The sequence below is a fragment of the Azospirillum sp. TSO22-1 genome, assembly GCF_003116015.1.
GTDB lineage: Bacteria > Pseudomonadota > Alphaproteobacteria > Azospirillales > Azospirillaceae > Azospirillum.
On the sequence record NZ_LGQZ01000011.1, the window covers coordinates 21,797 to 37,157 of the forward strand.

The 15,361-nt window shown below is 71.4% G+C and carries 15 protein-coding genes; 12 read left to right on the forward strand and 3 right to left on the reverse strand.

The features are described from left to right. Window positions 1-4: 4 nt before the first annotated feature. The gene (locus TSO221_RS03055; protein WP_146208687.1) at window positions 5-2,119 is read right to left on the reverse strand and encodes an ATP-binding protein; all 2,115 of its coding nucleotides are present in this window, start codon (window positions 2,117-2,119) and stop codon (window positions 5-7) included. 340 nt (window positions 2,120-2,459) lie between these two features. Between TSO221_RS03055 and TSO221_RS03060 the strand changes: the two genes are divergently transcribed. The 9 genes from TSO221_RS03060 to TSO221_RS03100 all read left to right on the forward strand — a co-directional run bounded on the left by TSO221_RS03060 (window position 2,460) and on the right by TSO221_RS03100 (window position 11,485). Further along, on the forward strand, window positions 2,460-3,275 hold the full coding sequence (locus TSO221_RS03060; protein WP_109117013.1) for a phage capsid protein: 816 nt from the start codon (window positions 2,460-2,462) through the stop codon (window positions 3,273-3,275). Window positions 3,276-3,386: 111 nt separating this feature from the next. After that, window positions 3,387-3,644, forward strand: a complete 258-nt coding sequence (locus TSO221_RS03065; protein ID WP_109117014.1) for a hypothetical protein — start codon at window positions 3,387-3,389, stop codon at window positions 3,642-3,644. A 173-nt stretch (window positions 3,645-3,817) separates the two neighbouring features. Next, window positions 3,818-4,390 carry a hypothetical protein gene (locus tag TSO221_RS03070; protein ID WP_109117015.1) on the forward strand — a complete coding sequence of 191 codons (573 nt, stop codon included), beginning with the start codon at window positions 3,818-3,820 and terminating at the stop codon, window positions 4,388-4,390. Continuing rightward, window positions 4,387-6,285 carry a hypothetical protein gene (locus tag TSO221_RS03075; protein ID WP_109117016.1) on the forward strand — a complete coding sequence of 633 codons (1,899 nt, stop codon included), beginning with the start codon at window positions 4,387-4,389 and terminating at the stop codon, window positions 6,283-6,285. Before TSO221_RS03070 ends, TSO221_RS03075 begins: the two co-directional genes overlap by 4 nt. Then, the gene (locus TSO221_RS03080) at window positions 6,285-7,028 is read left to right on the forward strand and encodes a hypothetical protein (protein WP_109117017.1); all 744 of its coding nucleotides are present in this window, start codon (window positions 6,285-6,287) and stop codon (window positions 7,026-7,028) included. Before TSO221_RS03075 ends, TSO221_RS03080 begins: the two co-directional genes overlap by 1 nt. 110 nt (window positions 7,029-7,138) lie before the next feature. Continuing rightward, a complete protein-coding gene (locus TSO221_RS03085; RefSeq protein WP_109117018.1) occupies window positions 7,139-9,169 on the forward strand; it encodes a glycosyl hydrolase family 28-related protein in 2,031 nt (676 codons plus the stop codon). A gap of 11 nt (window positions 9,170-9,180) precedes the next feature. Beyond that, window positions 9,181-10,665, forward strand: coding sequence for a phage terminase large subunit (gene terL, locus TSO221_RS03090; protein ID WP_109117019.1), 1,485 nt, complete (start codon window positions 9,181-9,183; stop codon window positions 10,663-10,665). Window positions 10,666-10,700: 35 nt separating this feature from the next. After that, window positions 10,701-11,003 carry a hypothetical protein gene (locus TSO221_RS03095; RefSeq protein WP_109117020.1) on the forward strand — a complete coding sequence of 101 codons (303 nt, stop codon included), beginning with the start codon at window positions 10,701-10,703 and terminating at the stop codon, window positions 11,001-11,003. Next, window positions 11,000-11,485, forward strand: a complete 486-nt coding sequence (locus TSO221_RS03100) for a cell wall hydrolase (protein WP_109117021.1) — start codon at window positions 11,000-11,002, stop codon at window positions 11,483-11,485. The genes TSO221_RS03095 and TSO221_RS03100 overlap by 4 nt, the downstream gene beginning before the upstream one ends. 19 nt (window positions 11,486-11,504) lie before the next feature. On the opposite strand, the gene TSO221_RS03105 is transcribed toward TSO221_RS03100, so the two are convergent. Beyond that, window positions 11,505-11,711, reverse strand: a complete 207-nt coding sequence (locus TSO221_RS03105; protein WP_109117022.1) for a hypothetical protein — start codon at window positions 11,709-11,711, stop codon at window positions 11,505-11,507. Window positions 11,712-11,975: 264 nt separating this feature from the next. On the opposite strand from TSO221_RS03105, the gene TSO221_RS03110 reads away from it, so the two are divergent. The 3 genes from TSO221_RS03110 to TSO221_RS03120 are packed head-to-tail and all read left to right on the forward strand — an operon-like array spanning window position 11,976 to window position 14,712. Then, window positions 11,976-12,341, forward strand: a complete 366-nt coding sequence (locus TSO221_RS03110) for a DUF952 domain-containing protein (protein WP_109117023.1) — start codon at window positions 11,976-11,978, stop codon at window positions 12,339-12,341. Then, on the forward strand, window positions 12,338-13,432 hold the full coding sequence (locus TSO221_RS03115; protein WP_109117024.1) for a quinone-dependent dihydroorotate dehydrogenase: 1,095 nt from the start codon (window positions 12,338-12,340) through the stop codon (window positions 13,430-13,432). The genes TSO221_RS03110 and TSO221_RS03115 overlap by 4 nt, the downstream gene beginning before the upstream one ends. A gap of 23 nt (window positions 13,433-13,455) precedes the next feature. Beyond that, window positions 13,456-14,712 carry an EAL domain-containing protein gene (locus TSO221_RS03120; protein ID WP_109117025.1) on the forward strand — a complete coding sequence of 419 codons (1,257 nt, stop codon included), beginning with the start codon at window positions 13,456-13,458 and terminating at the stop codon, window positions 14,710-14,712. Between the two features lie 135 nt (window positions 14,713-14,847). Here TSO221_RS03120 and TSO221_RS03125 read toward each other — a convergent pair whose 3' ends face one another. Then, complete coding sequence (locus TSO221_RS03125) at window positions 14,848-15,183, reverse strand: ribbon-helix-helix domain-containing protein (protein WP_109117026.1); 336 nt, start codon at window positions 15,181-15,183, stop codon at window positions 14,848-14,850. Between the last annotated feature and the right edge of the window lie 178 nt (window positions 15,184-15,361).

Here is a 15,361-nt window from a genome sequence, read left to right on the forward strand (position 1 = left end):
CGCGCTACAGGGTCCCCACCGCCTCCGGTTCCGCGCCCGCCCGTGCGGACCGCAACGCCGCCAGCACCTCCGCCTGCCCGAAGGGCTTGCCGAGCACCGGCAGGCCGCCCGGCACGCCAGCGGCCAGCGCCTCGCTGTAGCCGGTCATCAGCACGATGGGCAGCGCCGGCCGGCGCTCGCGCAGGCGTTGCGCCAGTTCCAGGCCGGACAGGCCGCCTTCCATGACGATGTCCGAGAGCACGGCGTCGAACGCCTCGCCGGCGTCGATCCGCGCCAGCGCCGCCGGGCCGCTCGGCACCCAGGAGACGCGGTGGCCGGCGGCGGTCAGCATGTCCTCGGTGGTGCGGGCGACGTCGGGGTTGTCCTCGACCAGCAGGATGCGGCCGGCGGCGTCGGCCATAGCCTCCGCGGTGCGCCGTACCGGCCGGACCGGCGGCTGCACGGCGCGCGGCAGGTAGAGCGTGAAGGTGGTGCCCTCGCCCAGCCGGCTGTCCGCCGTCACCGCGCCACCCGACTGCCGGGCGTAGCCCATCACCTGGCTGAGGCCCAGGCCGGTGCCCTTGCCGACCGCCTTGGTGGTGTAGAACGGCTCGAAGATGTGGCCGAGGTCCTCGGCGCGGATGCCGGTGCCGGTGTCGCGCACGCGCACCGCCACGTAGTCGCCACCGAGACCAGGGCCGCCGCTGCGTCCGGCGGTCAGGGTGACGTTCTCGGCGCCGATGTCCAGCCGGCCGCCGCCGGGCATGGCGTCGCGGGCGTTCACCGCCAGGTTGACCAGCGCCACCTCCAGCCCGTCGGGGTCGGCGAAGATCGGCCAGACCTCGGCCGGAACCGCCAGCGTGACGGCGATGTCGCCGCGGGTCGAACGGGAGAGCAGCGTCAGCAGCTCGTCCGCCCGGTCCTGCAGCAGGAAGCTGACCGGTTCCTGCGGGCTGCGCCGGGCGAAGGCGAGCAACTGGCGGGTCAGCGCCTCGCCGCGCTGCACGGTGGCGAGGATGGCGTCGGCGTAGCGCACCACCCGCTCGGTGTCGTGCGGCCGGTTCCGGATGGACTCGGCGCCGCCCTGGGCGATCATCAGCAGGTTGTTGAAGTCGTGCGCGACGCCGCCGGTCATGCGGCCCAGCGCCTCCATGCGGCGGCCTTCCTCCAGTGCCGTCTCCTCGGCGCGGCGGGTGTGCATCTCGCGCGCCAGCACCCACAGGAAACTGGCGACCAGCAGCAGGCTGAGCACCGAGCCGCCGGCCAGCAGCCACACCGAGCGGACGAACGGCGCCGTGTACATGTCGCGCGGGATGCCGACGTGCACCGACCAGAAGCTGTCGGGCAGCACGCGGTAGGCGACCTTGGTGGCGTGGCCCTCGATGGTGCTCGGGCCGTCGTACAGCCCCTTGGCGGCTGCTGCCCGCGCCGCCAGGGCGCCGTCGCTGGCCTTGCGGCCGATGCGGTCGGGGTTGCCGCCGCGGCTGGTCGCCACCACGAACCCCTCGGCATCGACCACCGCGGCGATCCAGCCCGGCGGCAGGCCATAATCCAGCAGTCCGCGCACGCCGTCCGGCATTACCACCGCCGACAAGACGTAGGGCACCCGACCGCCGCGCAGCACCGGCACGCGGATGGCGAAGGCGAGGTTTTTCGGCCCGCGCAGGATGTGGCCGATCGTCGGGCGGCGGGTCTGCACGACGCGGGCGTGGCTGTCCGGCTCGATCACCTTGCCCGGGCCGTTGCCGATCACCACGGGGACGTCGACCAGCCGGTTGCCGTCCGGGTCGCTGAGGCTGAGCACGCGCCATAGCGGGCGGTCCTGGCGAATCCGCTCGGCCAGCTTGGCGAACGCCGCTTGGTCGACGTCCCCGTCGAGCATCGGCGACTGCGCCACCGCCCGCAGCACCTCGACTTGCGCCGCCAGTTCGCGGTCAAGCAGGGCGGCCATGCGGTCCACCTGCTCGAAGGCGTCGTCGCGCATCTCGTCCTGCTCGTGCAGCAGCCAGGCGGTGCTGAGCGCGGCCGACAGCACGACCAGCGGCAGCAGCGCGGCCAGGACCAGCAGGATGAGGGGACGGCGGCGGTTCATGAGGCCGGTGCCATGGGTCTGGCGAATGAGGGCGGGGGCGCCGGGCACCAGCATAACCGCAACGCGCGAGGAATCCTATTGGGCTACCCGTGACATCGCATCCGGCGGTCTTGGAATTTTTTCCTTGACGCGAAGCGCCGCTAGTTCTATATATGTTCTCGTCAAGGCCCGAGGTGCGTCTCCCCTCCACCCCGGTCCGCGACGCTTCCGCATCCCCCGATGCACCCTGGGAAAGGCCGGCTGGACAACCCGCAAGGGCCCGGCCGGCCTTTTCTTTTTGCGCACGCCCGCGGCCGGGCGCGTGGGCCCACGCGCGCCGACAACCGATGGGGCGGGTGCGCACCTCCCGACACTTCCATTCCTCTTCGTCCGGAAGGAGCGTATTCCTATGTCCACATCGGTCGCCCAGGCTTTCGTCAAGCAGTTCGAGCGCGAAGTCCACGAGTCCTACCAGCGCATGGGCTCCAAGCTGCGCAACACGGTGCGCAGCAAGAACAACGTCCAGGGTGCCTCGACCGTCTTCCAGAAGGTCGGCAAGGGCACCGCCATGGTGAAGGCGCGGCACGGCACGGTGCCGGTCATGAACCTCGACCACGAGCCGGTGGAGTGCCTGCTCGCCGACTACTACGCCGGCGACTGGGTCGACAAGCTGGATGAGCTGAAGACCAACATCGACGAGCGGCAGGTCATCGCCAACGCCGGCGCCTATGCGCTGGGCCGCAAGACCGACGAACTGGTCATCGCCGAGCTGGACAAGTCCACCGTCTTTGCCGGCACCGCCGCCGACGGCCTGACCAAGGGCAAGGTGCTGGAGGCGTTCGAGCTGCTGGGCGCCGCCGACGTGCCGGACGACGGCCAGCGCTACGCCGTGGTCGGCTGGAAGCAGTGGAGCCAGCTGCTGGGCATCGACGAGTTCGCCAGCAGCGACTACGTCGGCCCCGACGAGTTGCCGTGGCGCGGCACCCAGGCCAAGCGCTGGCTGGGCACGCTGTGGGTGCCGCATTCCGGCCTGACGCTGAGCGGCAGCGTGCGGCTCTGCCATTGGTACCACAAGACCGCGGTCGGCCACGCCGCCGGGGCCGACGTGAAGACCGACATCACCTGGCACGGCGACCGCGCCGCGCACTTCGTCAACAACATGATGAGCCAGGGTGCCTGCCTGATCGACCAGGGCGGAGTCGTCACCCTGCGCTGCCTCGAATAGGGGCGTACCGCAGGCTGACCGACGGCGGGCGCCCCTGACCGCATGCGGACCGATACTCCGGTCCGGCGGCGGGGGCGCCCCGATGCCCTGACCTTTCCCAGGAGATTCCCCATGGCCTTCCTTTCCAAGGACCTGAGCGTCCTCGCCTACGCCAACGGCTTCACGCTCTGGCACTACACCACGCCCGACGCCGCGACGGCGGTGGACGGCAGCGGCTACTTCAACGGTGCGGCCGACATGCTGCGCGTCGGCGACATGGTCCTCGCCAACGCGGGTGGCGGATCGGGTGTGCTGGTGATCGCCAGCAACGCCGGCGGCACCGTGGACGCGACGAATCTGACCGCCTTCGGGACGACGAACAGCGACTGAGCGCAATCAAGCCCTCCCCACGCTCCGCGGGGGGAGGGAGGGGTCCCAGGCGAAGCCTGGGGTGGGTGGGGGCAGCGGCCTGCGGGATAAGCCGTAGCCCCCACCCTCCCGCTTCGCGGGTCCCTCCCTCCCCCGCCGGGGGCGGGGGAGGGACAGAGATCCGAGGACTCCCCATGGCACTCACCGCGATCGGGCTGTGCAGCCGGGCGCTGCTGAAGATCGGCGCCACGCCGCTGACATCCTTCGACGAGGGCACGGCCGAGGCGGAAGTGGCCGCCGCCCTCTACGCGCCGACCCGCGACGCGCTGCTCTCGGCCCGCGCCTGGAGCTTCGCCACCGCGCAGGCCGCGCTGCCCCGCCTCGCCACCGAACCGGTGGCCGACTACGCCCACGCCTTCCAGCTGCCGGCGGACTTCCTGCGCGCGCTGTCGGCCGGTGCGGCCAGCCGCGGGCGCGGGCTGGACTACCGCATTTCCGGCCGGGCGCTGCACGCCGCGTCCTCGTCGGTCGTGCTGACCTACGTGTACCGCCCGGCGGAGGAGGACTTCCCGGCCTTCTTCGACCAAGCGCTGATCGCGCGCTTGGCGGCCGAGTTCTGCATCCCGCTGACCGAGAACTCGTCGCGCGCCGACGGCCTGCACCAGCTGGCCGAGGCGGAGTTCCGCCGCGCCCGGCTGATCGATGCGCAGCAGGACGTGCAGCCGGGCTTCGAGGACTTCTCCCTGATCGAGGCGCGCGGGTCATGAGCCGGGTCCGACAGGTGAAGACCAACTTCACGGCGGGCGAGATCTCGCGCCGCCTGCTCGGCCGCAAGGACCTGCGCGCCTACGACAACGGGGCGCTGACGCTGCGCAACGTCTTCATCCACCCGACCGGCGGCATCACCCGGCGCTCCGGCCTTGCGTTCGTCGATACGGCGCGCGGCGCCGGCCGGCTGGTGGCGTTCGAGTTCAACACCGAGCAGACCTACCTGCTGGCCTTCTCCGCCGGCAAGATCGACGTCTACCGCGACGATGCCCGCGTCGCCACGGTGGACGCCCCGTGGAGCGAGGCGCAGCTGAGGCAGATCGCCTGGACGCAGAGCGCCGACACGTTGCTGGTCTGCCACCCCGACGTGCCGCCGCGCAAGCTGACGCGCACCGGGGCGGATGCGTGGACACTGTCGGACTGGGCCTACGTGGCGGAGGACGAGGCGGTGCGCCTGCCGTTCTACCGCTTCGCCGACAGCGAGGTGACGCTGACCCCCAGCGGCACCACGGGCGCCGTCACCGTCACCGCGTCCGCCCCGGTGTTCGATCCGCTGCACGAGGGCACGCGCATCCGCATCAAGGGCAAGCAGCTGGTGGTCACCGGCGTCGCCTCCGCCACCTCGGCGCAGGCGACGGTGAAGGAGGAGCTGCCGAACACCACCGCCACCGTGAACTGGGACGAGCAGGCGTTCAGCCCGCGCCGCGGCTGGCCGGTGAGCGCGGCGTTCCACCAGGACCGGCTGGTCATCGGCGGCGCGCGCGACCTGCCGAACCGGTTGTGGCTGTCGCGCTCGGCCGACCTGTGGAACTTCGACCTCGGCACCGGCCAGGACGACGAGGCCATCGAGTTCGGCCTGCTGTCCGATCAGGTGAACGCCATCCGCGCGGTGTTCTCCGGCCGCCACCTGCAGCTCTTCACCTCGGGTGCGGAGTACATGGTGACCGGCGACCCGCTGACGCCGCGCGCCATCCAGCTGAACCGGCAGACGCGCATCGGCTCGCCCATCGACCGCACCATCATGCCGCGCGACGTGGACGGTGCCACCCTGTTCGTCTCGCGCAACGGCAAGGAGATCCGCGAGTTCCTCTACACCGACACCGAGGCGGCCTATCAGGCCAACGACCTGGCGCTGCTCGCCCGGCACATCGTGCAGAGCCCGCGCGACCAGGATTTCGACAAGCGCCGCCGGCTGCTGTTCGTGGTGATGGAGGACGGCTCCATCGGCGCGCTGACCGTCTATCGGGCCGAGCAGGTCACCGCCTGGACCCGGCTGGCGACGGACGGCGCCGTGCGCTCCGTCGCTGTGGTGGGCGACGACGTCTACGTGCTGGTGGACCGCGCCGGCACCTGGACCGTCGAGCGCTTCGACGACACGCTCAACACCGACTCCGCGCTGGTCGGCAGCAGCGGCGCGGCGGTCTCCACGTGGTCCGGCCTCGGCCACCTGGAGGGGCGGCGGGTCGCCGTGCTGGCCGACGGGACGGTGCGCGGCGAGGCCACCGTGGTCACCGGCCGCATCACCCTGGAGTCGCCGGCCAAGGAGGTCGAGGCCGGGCTGACCTACACCCACGTGGTCGAGCCGCTGCCGGCCAACCTGCTGGGGCAGGTGGCGGACGGCGACTTCGTCCGGCTGGTGGAGGTCGGCTTCAAGCTGGAGGATACCGCGGCGCTGCGCGTCGATCTCGGCCGCGGCCTCTTCGACATGCCGCTGCACCGCCTCGGCCCGCAGCCCGCAAGCGGTTCGCCGCCGCCGCGCGTCTCCGGCGACCGCCGGATGCGCGCGCTGGGCTGGCGGCGCGACAACGACAAACCCCTGTGGCGGATCGAGCAGGACGCGCCGCTTCCCTGCACCCTGCTTTCCGTCACCATGTCCTTGAAGGTGAACGACTGATGGGCGCACTCAGCTCCGTCGTCAGCGCCGCCGTGCCCGTGGCCACGTCCGCGCTGACCAACTACCAGCAGCAGCAATACCGCACGCAGACCAACGCGGCGGACTACCAGTACAAGGCGCAGAGCGACGCCGCCGACCGCGCCTACGAGCAGCAGCAGCTGGAACGCCGCTACGCCGAGGAGCGGCAGGCCCGCCTGGAGGCGCAGCAGCAGGCCGAACGCGAGCGGCAGCTGCAATGGCAGCGCGAAGACCAGCTGCGCCGCGAGGACCAGGAGCGCGAACGCCAGGCCCAGGCCGAGGCGGCCGCGCAGCAGGCCGCGCAGCGCAACGCCGACATGGCGTGGCTCACGCAGTCGCAGAACCTCGAGGCGAGCCAGCTGCGCGCCCGCCGGGACGCCGAGTTGCAGGCCGCCGACGCCGATGCACGGACCCGCGTCGCCACCATCGCGCAGCAGTCGGCCGAGGACGAACGCCGCCGCCGCGACGCGCTGCGCCGCGCCGTGGGCCGCACCCGCGCCGACCTCGGCGGCCAGGGGGTGAGCGCCGCCGACGGCTCGGGCGAGGCGATCCTGCTCGGCCTGGTCGGCGACACCGAGGCGGAGAGCGGCGCCGCCGCCCAGGCCGACCGGTTGAAGCGCCAGGCGATCCAGCAGGAGCTGGACAACACCCGGCGCCGCAACCTGCTCGAACAGGCCCAGCTGGCGCAGAAGCAGCGGCTGGACTTCATGAGCAAGTTCTTCTGACGGCGGTCGCCTCCGACACGCCTTGCGCTTTTCAATTCGTCATGCCCGGGCTTGTCCCGGGCATGACGATGAAGAGGGTGGGTGACTGAACTCGACCCTTGGGAGCCCCCATGCCCACGACCATCCAGATTCCGCGCGGCACGCCGCGCGTGCAGTACGTCGCCGACGGCGCGGTGGCGGCCTTCGCCTTCCCGTTCCCGATCTTCGCCGCCGCCGACCTCCAGGTGTTCCTCGGCGTGGCGTTGCAGTCCACCGGCTACACGGTGGCCGGTGCCGGGGCTACCGCCGGCGGCACGGTGACCTTCGCCGCGCCGCCCGCCTCCGGCACGTCCGTCACGCTGCGCCGCCGCGTGCCGATCGAGCGCACCAGCGACTTCCTGGAGAGCGGCCCGCTGCCCGCCAGCACGCTGAACAAGGAGTTCGACGTGCTGACCGCCGGCCTGCAGCAGGTCTCCGGCGACCAGGAGCTGATGCTGCGCTACGCCGACACCGATCTGCCGGCCAGCCCGGTGCTGCCCGGCCGCGCCACCCGGGCCGGCAAGCTGCTCGCGTTCGACAGCACCGGCAACCCCACCGTCCGCCTGCCGGTGGACGAGGAGGCGCTGTCCACCTACGTTCCCGGCGGCTCCGGCGCCGTGCCGCGGCCGATCCGCGAGAAGCTGGGCGACGCCGTCTCGGCCAAGGATTTCGGTGCGGTCGGCGACGGCACGGTGGACGACACCGTGGCGATCCAGGCGGCGCTGACCTCCGCCCAGGCGGTGTTCCTACCTCCCGGCGCCTACCGCGTCAGCAACACCATCACCGTGCCCTATGGCAAGACGCTGTCCGGCGCCGGCCAGTCGTCGATCCTGCGGGGGGCGGGCAACGGCTTCGACCTCGTGCACCTGCCGGACGGCTACGCCACGCTGCGCGACCTGCGGCTGGAGAAGGGGCTGGCCGGCGTGCGGCTGTTCGGCCGCGACGGGCCGTGCGTGCAGAACGTCCTCAGCGACCTCACGGTGTGGGAGTCCGTCTATGGACTGATCCTCGACGGCTACAATTCGCCCGACCGGCCGACCTACTGGAACAACATCGCCCGCGTGCTGGTCGCCCGGCCGTCGATCCATGGCGTCTGGCTGACCAGGAGCGGGGCGGGGGACTCGCCGAACGCCAACCGCTTCCACTGCGTGCGCGTCTACTCGCTGTCGGCGCCCATTTCGGGAAGCGGCTTCTACGTCGAGCACGGCAAGTACAACAACGCCTTCGTCGACTGCGAGGCCAACCTGTCGACCATGGCGCACTCCTGCTTCCGGGTCGGCGCCGACACCGACAAGAACCTGATCGTCAACCTCTACTGCGAGACGCTGGGCGGCGTGCCCAACGTGGTGCTGGAGGCCGGCTCGGTGGAGACCGGCATCGTCAACCTGTTCTCGGCCAGCGCCGGGCCGGCGATCCAGGACCTGTCGGGCGGGCGCTACACCGCGCACAACGCCGGCTATCCGGAGAAGAACCGCCTCGCCACCACCCGCGTCAGCCAACTGGTGGTCGAGGCGCTGCGCTACGACACCGAATACGTCGAGCCCGACGCCGGCGGGCTGGTGGAGCTGGACCTGACCAGCTCGGTCTATCTGCTGAGTTCCTACGGCGGGGCGGTGGAGGCGCGGCTGCCCGGCGCCGGATCCGCCAACGGCCACGCGGTGACCATCAAGAAGACCGACGCCTCGGCCAACCCGGTGACCATCACCGAGGCCGGCGGCGCCGGGCCGGACGGCCGCAGCGTGGTGCTGGGCAGCCGCTACGATTTCGTGACCGTGGTCTCGAACGGAGCGGGCTGGTGGATCGTCGCCGGCAACAGCCTGCCCGGCAACGCCGCCTACACCGAGACCCCCGGCCTGTTCGAGCCCGACCTGACGCGCGGCCTCTATCTGGTCAGCGCCTGGGGCGGCGCCGTCGAGGTGCGGCTGCCCGCCCCCAGCGCGGCGCACGCGGTGGGCCGCACGGTGACCATCAAGAAGGCCGACCAGTCCGGCCGCGCCGTGACCGTCACCAAGCAGGGCGGCGGCGGCCCCGACAACGAGGCGATCCCGCTGACCGGTTTCGGCCACGCCGTCACCGTCATGTCGAACGGGGCGGGGTGGCACATCATCGGGCGCAACCCGTGACGGAACCGCCTTTGACGTTCCGCGACTTCGTCGACGCCTGGAACGGCCTGCAAGGCCAGGGCACGCCGCGCCACCATCGGACGATCGTGCGCTGGCTGGCGGCTCGCGTCGGCGGTGGCGACCGGCGCCTGCTGCTGATGGCGTTCCGCGGGGCCGGCAAGTCGACGCTGGTCGGCCTGTTCGCCGCGTGGCTGCTGCGCACCGACCCGAACCGCCGCCTGCTGGTGCTGGCCGCCGACCTGCGGCTGGCCAAGAAGATGGTGCGCAACGTCAAGCGCATCATCGAGCGCCACCCGCTGACCCAGGGCATGAAGCCGAGGGAACGCGACCAGTGGGCGTCCGACCAGTTCACCGTGGTGCGGAGCCTGGAGCTGCGCGACCCCTCCGTGCTGGCGGCGGGCATTGACGGCAACATCACGGGCACCCGCGCGGATGTGGTGATCTGCGACGACGTCGAGGTGCCGAAGAACGCCGACACCGCCCCCAAGCGCGAGGAGCTGCGCGAAGCCCTGCGCGAGATCGACTATCTGATGGTGCCGGATGGCGTGCAGCTCTACGTCGGCACGCCGCACAGCTACTACACCATCTACGCCACCGATCCGCGCGCCGAGGCCGGCGAGGCGCTGCCGTTCCTGGAGGGGTTCCGCCGCCTGACCCTGCCGGTGCTCGACCGCAGCGGCCGGAGCGCCTGGCCCCAACGCTTCCCGCAGGAGCACGTCGCCCGCATCCGCAAGCGCTCCGGCCACGCCAAGTTCGAGAGCCAGATGATGCTGCGCCCGATGCCGGCGACGGCGACGCGGCTCAACCCCGACGACCTGCGCCGCTACGAGGGCGAACTGGTGCTGCACGCCGCGCAGAACGACACGCTGCTGACGCTGAACGGCGTGCGGCTGGTGTCGGCCAGCGCGTGGTGGGATCCGGCGCTGCTGCGCACCGACGAGGACGGCCGCACGGGCGGCGACGACAGCGTGGTGGCGGCGGTGTTCTCGGACAACGACGGCAACCTCTACCTGCACCGCGTGCTCTACCTGGGCGTCGATCCCGACGACCCGGCGACCGAGGCGGAGCAGCAGTGCCGGCAGGTCGCCCGCTTCCTGCGCGACCTGCACCTGCCCGGCGTGCGGGTGGAGGGCAACGGCCTCGGCGCCTTCCTGCCGGCGGAGCTGGAGAAGCAGCTGAAGCTCATGCGGATCGGCGCCGCGGTGACGCGCGAGAACTCCAAGCGCTCGAAGGCCAGCCGCATCATCGAGGCGTTCGACGCCCGCCTCGCCGGCGGCCGCATCTTCGCCCACGCCGGCGTCTGGGACACGCCCTTCGTGCGCGAGATGCGCGAGTGGCGCCCGACCGGCCGCCAGCGCGGGCACGACGACGCGCTGGACGCGGTGGCCGGCTGCATCCTGTCCGAACCGCTGCGCGTTGGCCCGGCCCCGCCGCCCGCCCATCGCCCCGACTGGCGCCCCGGCCCGCTCGTGGCGCCGAGCGAGTTCGCGGTCTGACGCCCCCTTTTCGTACCCCGACATCGGAGAGCATCATGCATGAGACCCTCGACGTGGTCTGGTGGATCACGGCCGTCGAGCTGCCGGTCATGGGCGGCCTGTTCTGGCTGATCGTGCGGCTGCGCAAGGAGGCACAGGACGCGGTGGAGGCGCTGCGCCAGCGCGCCGAGACCGCCGGCGCCCAGGTGCGCGAAAGCCTCGCCGCCTACAAGCTGGAGGTCGCCAAGACCTACGTCTCGGTGAGCACGCTGAAGGACGTGGAAAAGCGCCTCACCGACCACCTGCTGCGCATCGAACACAAGCTGGAGCGCGCCTGCGCCGACGGCGGTGCGCGATGAGCCGCCCGACCCTGATCCCCGTCGCCGACGCCGCCAGGGCTCCGGCCCCGCCCACCCCCGGCGGCACCGGCGAGGAGGCGGTCGACACCCTGGCCCGCACCCTGTGGGGCGAGGCGCGTGGCGAGCCGGTGCGCGGCATCGAGGCGGTCGCCGCCGTCATCGTCAACCGCGTGCGCGCGGCGGAGCGGCGCGGCGGCTTCTGGTGGGGCGGCAGCGTCGTCGCGGTCTGCCGCAAGCCCTACCAGTTCAGTTGCTGGAACGCCGACGACCCGAACCGGCCGCAGCTGCTGGCGGTGACGGCGGCCGACCCGGTGTTCGCCACCTGCCTGCGCGTGGCGCGGCGCGCGGTGGCCGGGCTGCTGCCCGACCCGACCGGCGGCGCCACCCACTACCATGCCCTCGGCCTGCATCCCGACTGGGCGGCGGGACACACCCCCAGCGCCGAGATCGGCCGGCACCTCTTCTACACCACGACAGAGTGATCGTGGCACAAAGGCGCCTTCACTCCGCGGCCTTGATCATCGCCAGATAGATCTTCCAGGCGGCTTCGACCGACACGCCGCCGGCCCGGGCGCCGGCGGCCAGCATGGCGGCGGACGGCTTCAGCGGAACGGTGGCGCTGGTCGGCTCGGCTTGGCCCAGCAGGCCCGTCAGCGACTCGCTGGTCAGCGCACGGTCCTTAGCCACAATGCCCGAAATCGCGTTCATGTCCGGTCCTCCAGAAAGATGCCGGACACACAGCAAGCGCGGTGCCAACCGCCGCCGGGCTGCAACCATTCCGGAAAGCGCCGGAAATTGTTGAATTGGCGGTGGTATCCCAGTGACGCGTCGCGACGGCGGGCGCGACATATCTGCAAAATGCTGCATCGCATTTGTTGCGCGCGTCGCATTTTGCAAAGCACACCGCCGCCCCCCTGGCCGGGGCCAGGCCTTTCGGGTAAGGTCCGCGCCGGCCCGACCGAGGGAAATCGTATGACCGAGCGAATCATCTATCACATGTGCCGGGCCGAGGAATGGCGGCAGGCGATGGAATCCGGCTCCTATCCGGGCTCCTCGCAGGACGCCGCGGACGGCTTCATCCATTTCTCGACCGCCGCCCAGGTGGTGGAGAGCGCCGCCAAGCACCGCGCCGGCCAGGACGGGCTGGTGCTGCTGACGGTGGACGCCGACGCGCTGGGCGAGGATCTGTGGTGGGAGCCGTCGCGCGGCGGCCAGCTGTTCCCGCACCTCTACGCCGCGCTGCCGGTGCCGGCGGTGCTGCGCGCCGACCCGCTGCCGCTGGGCGCCGACGGCCGCCACATCTTCCCGCCGCACGTCTTCGACGAGTCCGCACCGTGATCGACCTCTTCCCCATCGCCGGCCGCATCCTGCGCTCTTTCGACCCGGAGACGGCGCACACCCTGACCGTCCTGTCGCTGGCCACCGGTTTCGGTCCGGTCGACCGCGAGCTGGACGACCCGATCCTCAAAACGCGCGTCTGGGGCCTGGACTTCGCCAACCCCGTGGGCCTAGCCGCCGGCTTCGACAAGAACGCCGAGGTGGTGGACCCGATGCTGCGCATGGGCTTCGGCTTCGTCGAGGCGGGCAGCGTCACGCCGCGCCCGCAGCCCGGCAACCCCAAGCCGCGCCTGTTCCGCCTGACCGGGCAGGGCGCGGTGATCAATCGCATGGGCTTCAACAACGGCGGGCTGGAGCAATTCGCCCGCCGCTTCGAGGACCGCCGCGGCAACCCGGACCGCGCACCGGGCATCGCCGGCGCCAACCTGGGCAAGAACAAGGACACGGCGGAGGCCGCCGACGACTACGTGCTGGGCGTGCGCCGGCTGGCGCCGTTCGCCGACTATCTGGTGGTCAACGTCTCCTCGCCGAACACGCCGGGCCTGCGCGCGCTGCAGGGGCGCGAGCCGTTGCGCACGCTGTTGGGCCGCGTGCTCGACGCGCGCGCCGCGTGCAATCTCGCGAAGGCGCCGCCGCTGCTGCTGAAGATCGCCCCGGACCTCACCGATGAGGACAAGGCGGACATCGCCGCGGTGGCGCTGGACTCGGGCATCGACGGCCTCGTCGTCTCCAACACCACCATCGCGCGGCCGGACTCCATCCCCGAGCGCTTCAGGGGCGAGGCCGGCGGCCTGTCCGGCAAGCCGCTGTTCGGCCCGTCCACCCAGGTGCTGCGGGAGATGTACGGGCTGACCGGCGGCAAGCTGCCGATCGTCGGCGTCGGCGGCATCGCGTCGGGCGACGACGCCTACGCCAAGATCCGCGCCGGCGCCTCGCTGGTGCAGCTCTACTCGGCGCTGGTCTACGGCGGTCCGGCGCTGGTGCGGTCGATCAAGCGCGACCTCGCGGCGCGGCTGAAGGCGGACGGCTTCACCAGCGTGGCCGATGCCGTAGGGACTGGCGCGGTGGGAACGGAATTGACGAAGCGGTAACCCTGCTGTTCCACTCTGGGGCCATGACGCTCCTGACCCACATCGTCTACGCGCTCGCCTACATCGTCGCCGGCGTGTCGGTGGGCGCGGTGCTGCCGTTCCTGCGGCCGGAGACGGACCCGCTGGTCGCCTGGATGGCCGGCGGCATGGTGGTGCTGGCCGGCGTCCTCGTGCACGAGGTGATCACCCGCTTCGACCGCGAGCGCACGCTGAACAAGCGCTTCACCCGCATGCTCGAGGCGATGGGCACGCTGAACGAGGAGCTGACCCGCCAGCACGCCGAGATGGACACCATCCGCACCGACATGGAGCGGGTGCGCCAGCTGGGCGGCGTCGCCGGCTACGACACGGTGATGCAGGAGGTGAAGCTGCTGCAATCGCTGGTCGGCCGGTTGCAGGAGAAGCGCCCCCCGCCCCGTCCCCCGGTGCCGCCGGCCACCGCCGGGGCGCCGCCGAAGGCGCGGCCCACGGTGGAGAGCGGCGGCGCGGTGCTGCCGCAGGCGCCGCAGGTGGCGGCGGTGCCGCCGTCGTCCGGCGACCTGGACGACGCCCGCGTGCTGGAAACGGTGCGCGACGCGCTGCGCGCCGACCGCATCGACATCTATCTCCAGCCCATCGTCAGCCTGCCGCAGCGCCGCCACCGCTTCTACGAGGTGTTCTCGCGCGTGCGGGCCAGCGACGGCGCCACCATCAAGCCCGACCGCTACCTCGCCATCGCCGAGCGCGAGGGGCTGATCGCCACCATCGACAACCTGCTGCTGGTCCGCTGCATCCAGCTGATCCGCGAGACCGAGCGGCGCCAGCACCAGATCGGCTTCTTCTCCAACATCTCGCCGGCCACCATCGGCGATGCGGAGTTCATGAAGCAGTTCCTGGAGTTCATGGCGCAGAACCAGACGCTGGTGCCGAAGCTGGTGTTCGAGCTGGGCCAGGACGACATGCGGGCCGGGCAGGCGGTGACCCAGGCGATCCTGTCGCAGCTGGCGCGGCTCGGCTTCCGCTTTTCCATGGACCAGGTCGGCGACGTCGCGGCGGTGGACGTGGACGCGCTGGCCCGCAACGACTTCCGCTATCTGAAGCTGGACTGCGCCCGCCTGCTGGCCCCCGACGCCCGCGCCCGCGCGCCCGGCCTGCTGAAGCGCTGCAAGGAGCACGAGATCGACGTGATCGTCGAGAAGATCGAGACCGAGAACCAGCTGATCGAGCTGCTCGACCTCGGCGTCGATTTCGGCCAGGGCTACCTGTTCGGCGAACCCCGCCTCAGCCGCAAGCCGGGATGATGCGGACCGCGCCCCCGTCGACTCGGGCGCCGGTCAGAGCGTGTCCCGGTTCGCGCCGAACCGGGACACGCTCTGAGTTTTCGATAAGACGAGCAGATTCACGCTCCCGGACCTTCGGTCCGTCCGCGATCTGCTCTAATCGTCCAGCGGGATGGCGTCCTGCAGGGCGCGGCGCAGGCGGGACGACGGCTTGACCTCGCTCGCCTCCCCGAAGCCGGTCGGCTGCTTGGGCACCGCCGAGCGGAAATAGCTGACGATGAAGACGCGGATCGAGGCAGTGAGGTTCGCGTCGCCGCGCCGCCGGTCGATCATGGTGCACAGCTCGTTGAGCGTGCAGCTCTCACGATCGCAGATGTCCTTCAGGGAGTCCCAGAGCAGCGGCTCCATGCGCAGGCTCGTCCGCCGGCCGCTGACGGTCACGTTGCGGCAGACCAAGCCCGGCTTGTCCTTCCAGCCCTCCGCTTCCGCCATCGTGCCTTGAGCCTCTCCTGTTCCCACGCGGGCTCCACCCGCAGCCCCTATACATCCATTTGTATGATCGGAATGCAAGTGGGCGTGTGTGCTCCTGGGTCATTTTCGACCGCCGGTCGCGTCGATGACGCCCCGATCCTGACCCCATCCGGAGCACTGCGGCGCGCGCAACATATCC